This is a genomic window from Turneriella parva DSM 21527, assembly GCF_000266885.1.
In the GTDB taxonomy this organism is placed as follows: Bacteria; Spirochaetota; Leptospiria; order Turneriellales; family Turneriellaceae; genus Turneriella; species Turneriella parva.
Genome location: NC_018020.1, coordinates 3,685,144 through 3,700,336, shown reverse-complemented (window position 1 = coordinate 3,700,336; position 15,193 = coordinate 3,685,144). Strand labels below are relative to the sequence as shown.

The 15,193-nt window shown below is 48.5% G+C and carries 16 protein-coding genes; 4 read left to right on the top strand and 12 right to left on the bottom strand.

Translation table 11 applies throughout. The features are described from left to right. Positions 1 to 29: 29 nt before the first annotated feature. The 3 genes from TURPA_RS17925 (at position 30) to TURPA_RS17915 (ending at position 1,558) form a co-directional block, all read left to right on the top strand. A complete protein-coding gene (locus TURPA_RS17925) occupies positions 30 to 515 on the top strand; it encodes a TIR domain-containing protein (RefSeq protein ID WP_014804677.1) in 486 nt (161 codons plus the stop codon). An 81-nt stretch (positions 516 to 596) separates the two neighbouring features. Continuing rightward, positions 597 to 1,094, top strand: a complete 498-nt coding sequence (locus tag TURPA_RS17920; protein WP_014804676.1) for a TIR domain-containing protein — start codon at positions 597 to 599, stop codon at positions 1,092 to 1,094. A gap of 26 nt (positions 1,095 to 1,120) precedes the next feature. Further along, the gene (locus TURPA_RS17915) at positions 1,121 to 1,558 is read left to right on the top strand and encodes a hypothetical protein (RefSeq protein WP_053332233.1); all 438 of its coding nucleotides are present in this window, start codon (positions 1,121 to 1,123) and stop codon (positions 1,556 to 1,558) included. 53 nt (positions 1,559 to 1,611) lie between these two features. On the opposite strand, the gene TURPA_RS17910 is transcribed toward TURPA_RS17915, so the two are convergent. From TURPA_RS17910 to TURPA_RS17900, 3 genes are all read right to left on the bottom strand, one after another. After that, positions 1,612 to 2,196, bottom strand: coding sequence for a toll/interleukin-1 receptor domain-containing protein (locus TURPA_RS17910; RefSeq protein ID WP_014804674.1), 585 nt, complete (start codon positions 2,194 to 2,196; stop codon positions 1,612 to 1,614). A gap of 138 nt (positions 2,197 to 2,334) precedes the next feature. After that, a complete protein-coding gene (locus tag TURPA_RS17905) occupies positions 2,335 to 3,432 on the bottom strand; it encodes a hypothetical protein (RefSeq protein ID WP_157210580.1) in 1,098 nt (365 codons plus the stop codon). A 266-nt stretch (positions 3,433 to 3,698) separates the two neighbouring features. Then, complete coding sequence (locus TURPA_RS17900) at positions 3,699 to 4,379, bottom strand: hypothetical protein (RefSeq protein WP_014804672.1); 681 nt, start codon at positions 4,377 to 4,379, stop codon at positions 3,699 to 3,701. 261 nt (positions 4,380 to 4,640) lie between these two features. Between TURPA_RS17900 and TURPA_RS17895 the strand changes: the two genes are divergently transcribed. After that, positions 4,641 to 5,459 carry a hypothetical protein gene (locus tag TURPA_RS17895; protein ID WP_014804671.1) on the top strand — a complete coding sequence of 273 codons (819 nt, stop codon included), beginning with the start codon at positions 4,641 to 4,643 and terminating at the stop codon, positions 5,457 to 5,459. A 353-nt stretch (positions 5,460 to 5,812) separates the two neighbouring features. Here TURPA_RS17895 and TURPA_RS17890 read toward each other — a convergent pair whose 3' ends face one another. From TURPA_RS17890 to TURPA_RS17850, 9 genes are all read right to left on the bottom strand, one after another. Then, positions 5,813 to 7,921, bottom strand: coding sequence for an AAA family ATPase (locus tag TURPA_RS17890; protein WP_245536794.1), 2,109 nt, complete (start codon positions 7,919 to 7,921; stop codon positions 5,813 to 5,815). A gap of 81 nt (positions 7,922 to 8,002) precedes the next feature. Further along, entirely contained in the window at positions 8,003 to 8,389 is a 387-nt protein-coding gene (locus TURPA_RS17885) for a hypothetical protein (protein ID WP_014804668.1), read from the bottom strand. Then, complete coding sequence (locus TURPA_RS23015) at positions 8,386 to 9,147, bottom strand: DUF932 domain-containing protein (RefSeq protein ID WP_014804667.1); 762 nt, start codon at positions 9,145 to 9,147, stop codon at positions 8,386 to 8,388. The genes TURPA_RS17885 and TURPA_RS23015 overlap by 4 nt, the downstream gene beginning before the upstream one ends. Before the next feature lie 2 nt (positions 9,148 to 9,149). Beyond that, positions 9,150 to 9,890, bottom strand: coding sequence for a sigma-70 family RNA polymerase sigma factor (locus TURPA_RS17875; protein ID WP_014804666.1), 741 nt, complete (start codon positions 9,888 to 9,890; stop codon positions 9,150 to 9,152). 60 nt (positions 9,891 to 9,950) lie between these two features. Next, on the bottom strand, positions 9,951 to 10,625 hold the full coding sequence (locus TURPA_RS17870; RefSeq protein ID WP_014804665.1) for a siphovirus Gp157 family protein: 675 nt from the start codon (positions 10,623 to 10,625) through the stop codon (positions 9,951 to 9,953). Positions 10,626 to 10,627: 2 nt separating this feature from the next. Beyond that, positions 10,628 to 11,401, bottom strand: coding sequence for a Rad52/Rad22 family DNA repair protein (locus TURPA_RS22245; protein ID WP_014804664.1), 774 nt, complete (start codon positions 11,399 to 11,401; stop codon positions 10,628 to 10,630). Between the two features lie 66 nt (positions 11,402 to 11,467). Next, entirely contained in the window at positions 11,468 to 12,265 is a 798-nt protein-coding gene (locus TURPA_RS17860) for a DUF6946 family protein (protein ID WP_014804663.1), read from the bottom strand. 54 nt (positions 12,266 to 12,319) lie between these two features. Continuing rightward, on the bottom strand, positions 12,320 to 13,030 hold the full coding sequence (locus TURPA_RS17855; RefSeq protein ID WP_014804662.1) for a hypothetical protein: 711 nt from the start codon (positions 13,028 to 13,030) through the stop codon (positions 12,320 to 12,322). Beyond that, a complete protein-coding gene (locus tag TURPA_RS17850) occupies positions 13,027 to 13,419 on the bottom strand; it encodes a hypothetical protein (RefSeq protein ID WP_014804661.1) in 393 nt (130 codons plus the stop codon). Before TURPA_RS17850 ends, TURPA_RS17855 begins: the two co-directional genes overlap by 4 nt. Positions 13,420 to 15,193: the final 1,774 nt, after the last annotated feature.

Sequence of the window (15,193 nt, the reverse complement as noted above, 5' to 3'; positions counted from 1 at the left end):
ATAACGCAAAGTTCAATTAGGAGAACGAAATGTTGGAAGATGATAATGATGACGAGTTTGAAGAAGAGTTTAAGGTTTTCGTGTCACACGGACGAAGCCCCTTATGGAACGAAGTGGAACGGTTCGTGCGAACGCAGCTTGAAATTGATGTTGTAATACTGAAAGACCAAGTGAACCGCGGCAGGACTGTCATCGAAAAGCTCGAAGAAGAAACGGATGAGTGCCACTATGCTATTATCGTGATGACTGCCGAAGACGAGCAAGCAGACGGTACTATCAGGGCACGGCAAAATGTCGTCCATGAAATTGGTTTCTTTCAAGGCAAGTTCGGGCGAGAGAATGTCTTGGTTTTGCGGCAGGACTCCGTTGAAGAGTTCTCTAACATCGCTGGCATCGTTTATGAGCCATTCAGTGGGAATAACATTCAATCAACGTTTGAGCGAATCCGCAGCGAGATCGATGATGCCCTGGAGCGATTTCTTGAAGAAGACGAGGATGAAGACGAAGAAGATTGATTAGGTGCTCCACTTCGAGATGCCAGATGACCTCTGTAATTTCTTGACGAGGGATAAGTCTCAGAGCCTACCGTAAACGCTATGGCACGAAGCGCGTTCTACAGTTTTCACTTTGGTGGGGATAGCTGGAGGGCGGCACAAGTTCGCCAGATGGGTGTTATTGAAGGCAATCAACCGGTAAATGACAATGACTGGGAAACAGTGAAGCGTGGTGGCGATTCAGCGATACAACGATGGATTGATGGCCAGCTGTTTGGCAAATCTGTGACGATTGTATTGATCGGACGGGAAACCGCAGGTCGCCGCTGGATAAGCTACGAAATTGAGAAATCTTGGTCCGAAGGCAAGGGACTCTTGGGCATACACATACACAATCTCAAAGACTCGGGCCAAAGGCAGGATTACAAAGGACAGAATCCCTTCGCGCATGTATCTATTAATTTTGGAAGGTTAAATTTGGGTGGGATAGTTCCGGTTTATGATCCCCCATATACAGACAGTACCTGGGTATATTCTCACATAAAAAGCAATCTGGCATCTTGGATCGAAGAAGCGATTGCCGTCCGAAACAGATTTTAGCAACGGTTGCGCAGGTCTAAACGAATATGGGAAAATCAAAGGACAATCCAATGGATAACAAACGGAAGCACTTGGAATTGATTTCCAACATCATAACGCGTATGGGAAGCAATTCATTTGCGATAAAGACCTGGTCCACCGGATTAACCACTGGTATCTTGGTGTTGTCACTGAAAGAGAAGCTAATCACTTTTGGCTTGTACGCAGCGATTCCTATCACGCTTTTCTGGTTTCTGGATACGTTTTACCTTAGGCAGGAACGACTTTATCGAAAACTCTACGACGAAGTTCGGGTAAAGAAAGAGAAGCAGATTGATTTTTCAATGAAAACAGGCCACCTGTTTGATGAAGTGAGCTATTGTGGAGTTCTGTTTTCGATAACCATCTTCCCGTTCTATCTCGTGCTGGCCCTTACGATTGGATTCTTTGCCATCCTCTCCCTGATTCCGGCTATGAACTTCTGAACTCAGCGATAGATCGGCCACGCAGATGCGCACCATATCTCGGTTGGCACTAATCAGACTGAGTTCCCTTGAAGCCACTCGGAGAATCGTACATAGGTTTTTGGATTTCTATTTACCCAGAGCGTTTTGCGGTTCTGATCTTTTATGCCTTCCTCTGTGATATAGGGATAAACACCGAGATATTCTTGTCCCTTAAAATCGTTAGAGGTCATATTGCTCAACTCAATGGGGCAAATTGCAGCCCTACCTCTCAAGCCATCCATGAAACCCAGTTCCCATGGCATCCATTTGGAATTGGACGCATTACTACTTACGGCAAAGAAAAGACATTTTGCACTTCGCATTCTTTCCTTAATTGTATTCGCCGTAGCCAATGTGACATTGCGCCTGTCCAGCTGCGCATCATCTATCCAGTCGATGTAAACGCCATAGCCATAAGATTCGAATTTCAGCTTTAATCCATAAATGTATGTTGCATCTAAGGAACTATGAGACAAGAAGATGTCTGCCGGCTTCACTGCATTCTTTGCTTCGGCGAACAAAATTTGCCCCGCTGCTTGGCTCTTGTTCACGCGAGATTTCAGGAGAGTGGAGTTCTCTGCAAGTGACCTTAATTCGGATGCCTTAAAAATACCCATGATGCTCTGTCCTCCAACTGAATCTTATTGACTGCAGGGCGACTGTGCATGTATTTATCCATTCAGTAAAGAATTTTTGATATGTTAAGTGAGCTTGACTACGCTCCAAGAAAATCTTGCTGCGGGAGATGGCAGGTGCTAAATTTTAACATTTGCAGCACGTAGGGACTCGACCATGGTCGCCAGAGATTTCAGCACTTTTTTGGCGAACGCCAGCGTTTTCTTCTTCGACCAACGTTTGCGATTGGTTGTGTGTGCATAAATAATCTGCATAAACTTGGCGGGTTCAACCTTCAAGAGACTAACCATTGAGGAGACCCCCAGCTTGCGCAAATCCTTTGAAATCGCTGCTGAAACAGCCTCTAAGTCCTCAGCCAATTGGTCGTCAATCTTCACTATTGTGCGCCATTCGAGTGCGTCGAAAAGATCAGACGATTTGATGTTGTTTTCAATATCGCTAGTGTATCTCTCAAGAACTGATGGGTCGGTTTTTGCCAATAGTAGCAGGTCTTCAGAGACGGCATTGTTAATGGTCTTCAAGAAAATTCGTTCGTTGACTAACGGGAAGCCCATCAATGTAAAAGCTGCTCGCCGCAATCGATCAACCTGGGCTTGATTAAGTCTTGATTTTTTGGCAATTTCATCCAGAAAAGCATCCCTTGCTGGCTGAATTCTGGGAATAAGGGCTTCATCAATAAATTTCTTGTAATCTTTGCCATGTTCCGCTTGTATTGTCGCGTACGGGATAAAATATATGTCCATATTGCCAAAGGGATGAAGACTGCCGGGTATATCTGCTATAATTTTCCCTAAAGGGAATTTGCTCAACTTGCCTTTAATCAATTTTTTCTTTCGATATTCGTAGAGCACATCGAGATTCTCTGAACTCTTTATCAGCACGAAATAATCGGAAATGTGAATGTTGAATTTCTCCATGAGTCGACGAGTGTTAAATTTGCCGTCATTGAAGAATCTGGAGACAACGCCGGCTAATGTTTCATACTTCTTCCGATAGAGTTTTTTATCTTTCTTTACCAGTGCCAATAATTCAGAAACGCTATTTTCTGTCGCTCCTATGATCTTGTCAAAGTTTGTCCAAAATGAAAACAGAATTGTCGGTAATTGAACGAAAAGGCAATCAATTACGAGCTTGGTGACATTTCGTTCGTTACCTGCTAAGAAGTCATAGGCTATTTTGGCTGATGGAAGAACCAAGAGGGTGATAGCCAGAAGCACTTTCTTGTTTGGCAGGATAATGAATGGCCTAAAGATCAGAACGATGGAGCTGATCCAGATTGGTATTACGATCCATAGAGTTATGTTCATAGACGACTCGCGTGTTTACAATGCCTAGTTTCTGGATGCCCTCCAACTAGTCAAATTATACGGACTACGGCCACTTGTGCAGTTTGACAAGAACGATTGCGGATACAAATAGCACTGCTCTGGTGCCTTCTAGAGGTGAATAGAGCAGATCTTGGTGACGCAAGGCATTTGGTGCTTTATTTTCTATTCTTGGTTATGTCAAATCTGGCAAAGAAATTTGTGATGCAATCTGGGCATATGAAGCGACGTTCATACGTGATTTCGTCATGACCCGATCTCACACCCAATAACGCCTTGCGCTTGGCCAATTCCCGATTCCAAAAAGTTAGCCCCTTCTTTTCTGTAATGGCTTTTGGGAGATTCTCCCGAATCATCTTCGACCAAAGATTCATCTTCCCTTTTCCGATTTCAAACATAGAATTGCAGAAAGTACATTTTCCCAAGCACAATTTTTCCAGAAGCAGCAGATTCAATCGGGGTATGGGCATATAACGGGGGCTGGAGAGTACCTCTAAGCAGGCACGATTCTTGATTTGAATCAATCCTATTCCCAAGTGTCCCGCAATATCCAGCTCGTCCCTGGAGAATCCATTCCGACGATAATCTGCTAAATATACCCTATTGGCGTAAACATTATAACCAAAGGCCTGGCCACTTGCCGTGGCAAAAGGTTCTGTCCCTCTTTTTACCTCAACTGAAATGGTTTCGATTTCTCCAGACAAATCTCCTCCGGTATCACGAACGCCGATGACGTCAATTCTACTAAAGGACAGACCGGTATTGACTCCGACTTTGAAACATTTGTGAGTGGTTTTTAACCACCTCGCGACTATGGGATATAGTTTTTGCTCATGCATGATTCGACTTATACCTTCTGGGACGCATGCGACTCTCTTGGCACTGCTTGCTTAGGCCGAGCGTCATGGTCGAAGTTGGAGCCAGTTTTGAATCGAACAGGGATTCTACAGCAACTTTTCGATTACCTGACTGCGCTTCCCATAAGGGCCATTCTGTCTCTTTATTTTCCCCTCTCCGCTGAATGGAGTCTCACATACTTTACAGGTACGGAGCGTACACATGCTTTACACTGTCCATGCCATTCATGCACCTTGCCTGTGATGCAAAAAGATTTCCGTGTAGAGCAGACAGGAATCGAGCCTGGCTACGTCTTACCTGATAAAGTTGTGGAGTTATTGGCAGAATTGTTGCGTGATCAAATATCCCGATTAAGCAGCGATGCGCATGGCACCGATCCGCTAAAGGCCCAAAGGGCCCTGGAAATCATGGATGACCTGGCTTCCCGCGGGGCAATTGAATGGCAGCGTCCGAACCGGAAAGAGATATTGGCAAATTCAGCGCCAATGGAAAAATTGATGCATGATCTAATTTCTGGAGACCTTGCCAAGGCGGCAGCTACAGCAGCTGAATATTTTCCATTTAAGCCGAACACGAGGTTAAAGCGCACGTATACTCAGAGGGAGATGTTAAATATTTTTTTCAGGGATGGTTTTATTGACCGATATTCTGGCGACCGACTGTATCATCCTGGATTCTTGCGGTTGCTCAATATACTGTTGCCACAGCAGTTCCCATATGATGCGCATGGACATTTTGAAAGGTGCCATGAAATCTACTGGGACCTCATGCCCAGCCTGGATCATCAGACTCCTCTGGCGCGCGGTGGAGCCGACAAGAAGTCGAATTGGATTACCACGTCCATGCGGCGCAACATGGCCAAAGGCCCGTGGTCGCTTCGAGAACTTGGCTGGCATCTTTTTCCCGCAGGATCTCTAAAGGATTGGGATGGAGCGTCCGCAACATTTGTGTTCCTGGTAGAAAAATACATTGAAATGTGCAAGCCGCACCGGTATGTAATGGACTGGTACAAGAGCACCAAACTGCATGGGCAGCTTCCGAAGGTGTACGAACATCCGTGAGAAGTTTTGTGCTCTGAAGAAGATGCTCGTCAGTTTAGGGCAGAAGGTTTTGGCTGGGACTTGGGCCAGCCCGCTTTCAGGGAAGTGTGTATATGCGAAAATTTTGAAAATTCCGCGGAAAGCATATGGGTTTCACTGTAGGTCACGTGGGCTCATAGGTGACAAGCCAGCGGTCTGCGATCAGCGGCGGTGCTTGAGATGATCTGGCGGGAATGATTGAATCTGGTGCTGGCGCTTGATATACATTTCGCCGTTCGATCTGCGCCTCAGCAGAAACAGACTGACCAGACCCAAGCAGGTTATTATGGCGATCAAGACTGCGATTTCCATTGGCTCCATAGCTTGACTTTCAATCAGGCTGAATAGCGTTGTGGGGGATCAGGCCTGTACTGCCGAAATCCGATGCTCCGTATAGACCCTCGCCTTTTACTCTGGTTCTCCGATCGGAGCTCATTCACCAGATGCTGCCAGGTCACGTTTCCACGCCAAATCGCGATCCGGCGCTCAACGTTCCTAAAATCACCGGGAGTGAGATTTTCCAAATCGGCAAGCGCCTGAGCGAGCGGTGCGACGTCAGGCATATCTGGAATCAGCGATCGAAAATACTCCTGAAATAGAAGCAAGCGCTGGTCGGAGCGCAAGAGCTTGAATTCGACCTTCATCGCAAACCGGCGCAGTGCAGCGGGGTCAAAGCTGTCGATCAGGTTGGTGCAGCAGATGAGAATCGCGTTGTGATTCTCCATTTGGTTGAGAAATTCATTTGTATGGGAAATCTCATAGGCCTGTCGGGCATCGACACGGGACCGAAAGAATGTGTCTGCCTCGTCAATGAGCAGTATAGCCTCGCTCTGTTGAGCCTGTTTGAACGCAGCAGCAATAGATTGCTCTGTGCTGCCGACATACATGCCAAGAAGATCACTCCCACGCTTGATGATGAGATCCCGATTGAGGCAATGCGAGAGGTATCGCGCAAGCTCTGTCTTCCCGGTACCGGGTAGTCCATGAAAGAGTAGATTGAGCCCGTTCCGAGGCTTTTTGGGCAAAGCGAGAAAACTCTTCAGGGACTGGATGATGCGATCTGCCGAAATCGAGAGATTCAGAGCATCAAGACTGTAGGCGTCGTGAACATGGGCCTCTTCATCCTGCGTTGCGTCGACACGGCGGTTTGATAACAACAGGCGATCAATGATTACGGAGGGGTCAATGGCCGGTGTGTTCTTGGTCGTCTGCACCAACGCATGGGCCACTTGATTTAGTACGCCCGGACTCAGGTGTTCTTCGGACAATAAGCGGCTAGAAGTATCGGGAGACACCAGAGTCTCTATACCATGTTTTTTCACGATCATCTCGAGCGCGTGGCTGCGCTGTTTTCGCGAAAGCTTATCAAAGTGGAGCTTGAAATGGAATCGCCTCATCGTCGATTCATGAAGATGGTTCGTGTCGTTTAGAATCCAGATAGTTTTGCTTCGTGATGAATCCAAATAGGTATTGAGCACTGACTTTGCTGGAGTTGAATCGCTCTCAAATGCTATGAACTTGACCGCATTGTTGAGGATCAGCTCCGCCTCATCGACGATCAAGACACTTCCTTGTGAAAAATGATCCGCGTAGCGCAATCGCGTCAAACGCGAATGCCTTCCGCCCGTAGAATGCACTGGCACGTGCAGAATATCCAGACCTGCGGCTTGTATGAGGCTGCGAGCCGCTTCCGTCTTGCCGCAGCCAGGCTTGCCGTAGAGCAGGATGTTTGCGGGACCCGCGCCTTTCAAAAGGGCGAGAATGATTTCGACGTCGATCCGGTCGAGGTCAAACGAATCGAGAGAGTAAACAGACGCAGCGTCTGGCCTGAAATGTTCAGCCTGAAAAGCGGCAATGGATATGTTACCTGCAATCGCCATTAGGACTCTGGCTGGGAGTTTGACGGTATCGCCAACAGGCTCAACGAGACCGGTCTTGCTCAGAATCGAATCTCTCAGCAGGACTTCGCCGGTATCCTGAGCCGACATGCCAAAACAGGTTTCGAGAACATAAAGTTCATCCGCCAGGTCAGAAATACCCATATTGAGAAAGTCGAGTTCAGAGCCGGATTGCCGCAGATAAAGCACCCAGAGCAGCTGCAACTCGGTCTCATTCAGAGACAGATTTTCTCGCAGGTATTCTAGAAACGCATTACTTTTCCATTGGAGTCCCGCTGCTTGGTTTTGCAGCAAGTGACAGATCAGCTTCTTTGCCAACTTCAATTTCGTGTAGTCTTTGGAATCGCTGATCCGGGATGAAAGATAGGCCAGCCTATCGAAAAGTTCCAATCTGTCTGTCAGACCATCGGCTTTAATCTCGGCAAGTGCTGTTTGCGAAAAATGGAGATTCTGGCAGAGCTGGAGAACTTCTTCTTCAGAAGCGATGGACGCAACGAAACCAAGGGCGCGTCTCAGCATTTCCTCGTTTTCTTGAAGATGCTGCAAAATGAACAGGTAATCGTTGCGATGCCTAAGCAATCGGGGAGAGACTCCGCACAGTGATTGTCCGTATGGCCTGCGCATTATTCAGGCAGCCTTGATGGATTTTGATTCAATTACCAGCACCTTGTGTGCGTCAAAGCCGAGCTCCAGGGCATGATTCATGCACTGGATAAATTGTCTGAGCTGCTGCTTTTGTTTGGTCAGGGCACTCTTCTGATATTTCTTCGCATAGGTAATCGAGGCTTGGTACCCCCTGATCGTTCCCACAATCCGAATCACCGTCTCCGGCGGTAACGCGAGCCGTACTTTGTTCAACAGGACAGAGCATGGGTCTTTCTTGCGATCAAAGAAAACAACGAAAAAGTCGGGCCTCATGACCTCTACCGTATTGTAGTTGATATCGAGTACTCGGTATTTTGCAGGCAGTGCCTTAATGCCAGGCAGAATCGGTGTTCGTGCAACCCGCTTCACGCCAGCTTCCCGATGGATTCGGCGAGGTCAAAAAGCCGCTCGTTCAAACTGATCGTCCTTTGAACATTTTGGATCGCACGCGCCTGACGCTTTTTTTCGCCAATCACAAACTTGCCGTTAATGAGCTTCTCTTGAAGTATGTTGAGCACCGACCACACATCCTGGCCATTATCAGCAGAGCGGGTCGGCCTCAAAAGCGCGTGAAGGTCTACGAGGTTCGTTGCGTTTGCCCGTTCTTCGAAGCGCAGGGCTACAGCCTGCCGGGCAAAAGTCAACTGGAGCGTTTCATCCAGGTCGATTGCCTGCAGTTCATGCACCTTTTGGGTAATCTGTGGCATTTGTGCTGCGTATTGGAACACAGCATCTCGAACAGCATCGTACGAGTAGTTGATGTGCCTTATTTTGATCGAAGCGAAGACTGATTCAGAAACGATCATTCCGTTCGAGCAAACCAACCTGAACAATCCCGCTTTTAAATTGAATGAGCAGAGACCGTCGTGTGCGTTAACTACGACCAGTTCCGGGCAAACAGAATGTACGGGTGATTCCAGATGTTCTCTGGAACGAAAACGAACCATATGTCTGGCAGAAGTATCCTGTGCGCGTTTGCTACCTTTTGCACCGACAGGAAACCAATCCATAGTGCGCAGGTCGTCAATCAGCCGCGTTGTTGGTATGAACGTATATCGCTCCGAAACGCCCTCCGCGGGGGCTTGAGCAAGCACCGCGGGTATTGCGCAATTTTCCAGATCAAACATCGTTACTCTCCTTGTATGAACGAACGCATACCTTTTGCTTCAAAAAAATGGCGCAGCGACCTCTTGGCTGTCTGCTCGGCCTTGAGAACGACGGAACGACTGCAGTTCAGCTTCAGAGCCATTTCGCGCGAACTCACAGGTTTTTCTTGGTTAATTCCGAATCTTCCGGAAATTACTTGTTTTTCAAAGTTCGAAAGTTGATCCAAACCTTCGCAAATGACAGCCTCAAGATAACTCCGCTCTGCCAAGGCAGCGGGGCCTGCTGAGCGTGAACTGGCCGAAATCCTGTCGGGCTCGTACTGAATCTCAGAGAAGAGACTCGTGTGCGGTAATACCGCCGTAGAAAGTGTAGTCTTTGTAGTACTGGGGCTGCCGGCTGATTTTTCCTCAGCCTTCATTTCGTACCATTTATTCTTCGGGATTGAGATGAGCTTGTTCTCTCTCAATGCCTTTTTAATGGCAGCGTGGATGTGCCAGGATATGAAACTTGAGAGAGAGAACCCGCGGTGGGGATTGAATGTCCTGACCGCCTTGATCACTGCGATTGTGGCTTCACTTCTGCAGTCATGGTAGATTTCTCCGCTGATGCGGTAGCCTTTGAGTATCTGATTCAGAATCCCGAGGCTTTGGATGATGAGCGTGTCTTGGCTTTTCTCGCAACCGTTAAACGCTGCGACAGACAGAGCTTCGATTAACGGCGATTGTTGCCCAAGGCCTTTTGATCTGGGAGCAGTTGCTGTCATCTGCTCTATAAAACAAAACCCTGCGCCGATTGGCCGGTCGCAGGGACAGATTTTCTGACCTTACGTTATCTGGATCGTGTACTTTTCAATAAGTCTCGCAATGTGTGTGTACTTCTTGCCCTTCGCGATTCCGGCCTTTATCCGTTTCTTGAGGATGTCCTTTCTTGGATCAGTTCGGAAACCTGTGAGAGAACGCAATACATCGCCATACTTGGCATGTTCCTCTTCACTGACTTCAACCACCACGCCGCGTTGATACTGCAGGGGTAACCGACGCGCATCGCTGACCTCGATGTTGTCAGATCGGCGCCAGCCAATGTTTGCTCGCAGACCGGACACAAGCACACCTGGTTTGGAAGGATCGACTTGCAGGTAAGAGACCAGGTACCTCGTCAACCATTCAGCTTTTCGGGTGAGCGATTTTTCTCGGCGTGCGAGCTTGCTTCTCTCCTGTTCCAGCAATAAGACCTGACCCCACAAGCTCTTGATGTAGACAGCAACGTTCGTGGCCTTTAACTCTTTTGCAAGGTTCAATTCATTCAACCTCTTGAAAATCCTGGTCTCAAGTTCTTCATCGACCACTTCGCCGTTGTCATCGATCACGAGCTCAAGCATTTCTACGGCGCTTCTGACCGATGATTCGATTTCATATAAAGTAAACCTGCCAAAGTTGGCAGGAGTTACCTTGCTGGATTCCTGATCACTTGCCGCGAAGGCCTTGGCTCCAGCAGCCATATTTAAGCTCCGGCAGCGACGGATTCGACGCGGATATCCTGCAGGATTCGCTCAACTTCGGCAAAGTTGTACGACTTGCGCTTCAGCAGATCAAGGGCTTTCGCGTCGGTGATTTGCAGCTCCGCAAACAGGTCGCGTAGGCTCTCTGGTACATCCGCCATGGTGATCTCAGCCTTCTTGGTTGAAACCGACGGCTGTGCGGTCCTTGATACAGGCCTGACTGGCGCTGATGCAGCAGCTACCGCCTTGTCGCCGTTCAAAACCTTCAGATTTGACTCTGGCACCGCAAAGGCCGGGAGCTTGGGTGGATTCCACCGAAAGTTCACCCATTGGCCGGTGGCCTTATTTTTCGCGGAACCTTTGTACTGACCATTCTCGGCGACGATACCGTAAGACTGATTAAGCGCATACAGGTACCTTCCCACACCGAAAACTACGGCAGCCCTTCTGAACGAGTTGCTTATCCCACCCTTAATGGGCTCGATTTCGCTCTGGTCTGCACCATCTTCTTTGCTCACCCAACCTCCGTTGATGCGCAAGCTCAGTTTGCACATCGTACCATTCCCGGGGCCTTGCCTGTATTCTGCCATCCAGTTTTCAGCGCCGATCACTTGATCGAGGCGATCCTGAATTGCTCTGGCGTCAACGTACGGCACGACCAGGGCGAAAGGTTCACCTTTGCCGCTCAGGCCGCAAAGTGCCGCCCTCCATTTCACCGCTGATTCAGGGAAAGGCGCCGATAACTTTCGCAGCATTTCTTTAACATCTGTTTCCATAAGATTCTCCTTTTCGTTTGCTTTGCAGCTACAGGAAAATTCCTGTCTGCTAAACCAGAGAAGTCCTCAGGCGGCTTGAGTGGTCGAAGATTCTGGAAATAACGAATCGTGAGGCCGAGTACCCTGACGACGATCCTGAAAATAGATCAAGAACAAGGGGACTTCTGGTGAAGCAGCGGTAAAGTATGGTCCAATAACGGTGTTCTTGATAATTTTCGGGAAGCCAAGCAGCTTGCAGAAGTCCTGAAAATCCCGGAAGTTTCCCTCCGATTCCGTAAAGGCCTGTATGAGCACAACCGCAGCTTCGGCGTATGTCTGGCGAGCAGTCAAGACCGCTGAGGCAGTCCGATGGAGCAGTTGGTATCTCACCGTGCTCTCCGCGCCGATGTCCGTAGAGAGAATGGCATTCAGAAATTTCAACCGGCGGATCTTGCGCTCCACGGGCCCATAGGCGCCTTTGAATAGTTTTCGCTGGCGCCTCGGCACGGGCTTGTCCGCTGTTCGGATCCAAGTATCCACGGGCTGAGCGAAGCTCTCATCGCATTTCGCTTCTACTGCCACAACAACCTTGCGGTTGCCTGGCCCCTCTGCGAATATCATCAGATCGTTCTTGCTCGGGGTTGAATGTGTATCGAGCCAAACAGGAAATTCGGCATAGAGTTGCTTGATCTCCATCCCTTCGAGCACTTGAAGACGCGACTTGCGGCAGATCGAAGCTATCGGCTCGGGAAATCTTGATCCAACATTTTTCCAGCGGTGTGCGCACTCGTATGCGCTATGGCCCTGCTTATAGTGTCGTCTGGTTACTACCTCAATCCAATCATCTATGGTTTTGAGGCGCTTGACACCGAAGATTTCGGACATATCAAAGCCTCCACCGATTACCGGTTATGACCAGGAAGTCGGCTCGCATATGAGTTAAGGTTGCGGCTCAGATGGTGACATATCTGAATTTGCGGGCGACTGTGCTGCACCCTGCGGGGCAAATTCATTTATGATATCTAAAACAGCCTTAAATTTTGCGCAATCTTTTGTGTCATTCGTTGAGCAAGCCTCTGTGGTTAACCCTGTCCATTTTTCTCGCGGAGATTGGTTTACGTTTAACCCCATGCCGTGTCCACCTTCGTCCAATCCTCTTCTAATTCTGGGGTACTGCTCCAATGCGTGCCGCAATAGACTGCGGGATGTTTCGCGGTGGTAGCTTTCCCATAAAAGCGAGCCGACGACATTTCGCATATAGTCCCGATCTATGCCTTTTTCAGGTTCATACATTGTGATTAAAGCGCAATCGTAATCTGAAACTGGGGCAAGAATATCAAACATTCTGATGTCACCATTTCGGATTGACTCCTCAATGGGAAAGATGATGCTTTGCGCATCAGAGAATACTCCATAAAACATTTGGTTGGGATTCGTCCCTTTTTTTATCTCGGCCTCTACCCATTTGTACTTCCTTCCCTTAACCGCATTGATAAATGAAATTGCGTTAGGCTTCATTTCTGCTCGAACGGCTATTTCCCATTTCTGCCTGTAATCATTCTTCGTGGCAGCGGTTATTGCTGTCTGGATCGAGACGGATACGAAAATCAAATAGAACCATTTAAGCGACACGACTTGGTATGTTCTCATGGCCGGCAGAGCTCCCCGTTACTGAAGCCGATGCGACCTTTTGGATCGACAAGGAACGAACCACTCCCTTGGCCATCGTAGTTGGCGGAGTATTCGTTGCGCGGGCCATTCTCGCATTTCACTTGATAATCGTACTGCTTGATTTCTTTTGTGATACCGCGATTGCCATCAATGACGCAATCAAAAGTCATGAGGCCGATTGTTTGAAAAACCAGCTTGCTCTTTTTTTCGCATTGGTAGCTTTGTTGCAGGTACTTTTTGGGGTTGCTGCGGACTTTTTGCTCCACCCAAGATTTTGTCTTCCTGTCGGTAATTACCTCATACCCTTTATTTGTTGCGAAAAGCGGCAGGAGCACGCATCCGCATAAGATCATTAGAATTTGTTTCATCGATTCCTCCAAAGTCTGACACACCAAAGTTCAAAGCACTCTGATCTCTAAAAGTCCCCGATGACTGTTCATGGTCGTCGAAATTACTTCAGTGTCATCAGCAGTCGCGGTGAATTTCGGTGCTTACTTGAAGTGAACGGGACTGTCGGGAAGAGGAATTGAGCCGAGTGGCCCCCACTACCCATAGGGTTGAGACGGCCTTCAGGCGTAGCGTGACCGAAGTCAAATACGCAAAAAGACCCCCATACAAGTAATGGAGGCCTCTCGGCCGGTCACGCTGCGCTTATTCAGGTTGGTCTCAAACAACCGTATAGAACAATCGCGTTTAATTCAATTTCTGGTTCAGGCTTGGCAAACAGGGTCAAGACAGCAAGTAAAATGACGATTGGGTACATGTCGGAGGGAGTTTGCCGATTACTTGAGATATGTGTATAGGTGTTCAAATTTTTTTTCGCGAATTTCTTCATCGATTTTCTCTAAAGGTCAAGGAATGTTGTTAAATGGTAGTTGAGCAGGAAATTTTATCCCAGCTTACGAAGAACATTGAGCAAAGTGCATACCAGGAGAATGTCAGGTGACGCTAACAAACATGATATTGCAGTCGGGAAGATTTGCCTTTTTGCCGCTCTGACAGGTTCTACGGTTATATAGCTCTGCCTTGGAACCGGGGCTTCATTCGGATTGTCCGAAGAGACAGCGCAGTGAATTAATCACTCTTTTGCCGTTGCGAGGATTTGAGGCCCTCGCTGTATGCGACTCCGGTCGTGGGTTTAGAAATCTGCCACTTGGACGTGACTCCGGCTGTGCCGGGCGCCCGCAGTCTCGAAGAGCGTTGGCAGGGCATGTGCCCGACCGTGGCAGAATTTCAGTGCAGCTGTTGGTAGACCCCTTGTGGGGGTGGGTCCTTTGACCCTATGTAGTCGAGGTCGCTTCGCGACTCGATGTCGACTCTGTGCTGGAGCGAGCCGGACAGGGGTGACTGCGAGGACTTTCAGTCCGAAGACTTCAGTCGGAGCGGTCGGTGGTTGTGATCGTTTTAGGGTCTACCCGCTGCGCGGTAGCCACTGAGGCGGTGCGATCTTACCTCGTCGGTATGGGGGAGTTGCCGGTCCACACCCTTTATCATTCCCTCGCCGTCTTCGGCGAGGTGTTGAAGTTAATCATCATTAACATGATCATTATCATCGGTTTTAGTGTTTTATTCATCCAACGGTTGAGGGAACTCCGTTGGGATAGAAAGGTTGCGAAGCAAAAACGGTAGGCTATAAAACTTGCAAGATTCGGTGATAGGTTCGATTCCATCCCAGAGCACGGTTCCGGAAACTTGTGGATACAATGATTCGATACCTGACCTGCCAGTCTGGCCTGTCCTTGGAAATTGCAGTGCGTCGGTTCAGCCAAGCTACACGCCATAAGACATTTGTCCACGTTGGGATTCCCTTAAGCACATTACGGCTTCGTCTTCGCCAATGGTTGGCCGCGGTGAGAATACCGGAACAGATTTGCCAAGCCGCATTTGCTGCCGGTTGCCGCGGTCGTGGATTGTACGACCATACTTCGAGGATTTGGAAAATGCGGCGTTGCCAGAGTTGACGACCATCACTGCCTCGACGCCGCAGCTCGCGTATAAGACCTTGGATGCGAAGAGCCCAAGGAGACGGAACACCTGATGATTTTGGTTGCCCGGATGCCTCATTGGTTCGATAGAAAAAGTAACGGTAGATTCTGCGTGATGTCTGGTTCCAGGCCTGGCGATGAATGATGTTGCGTGATT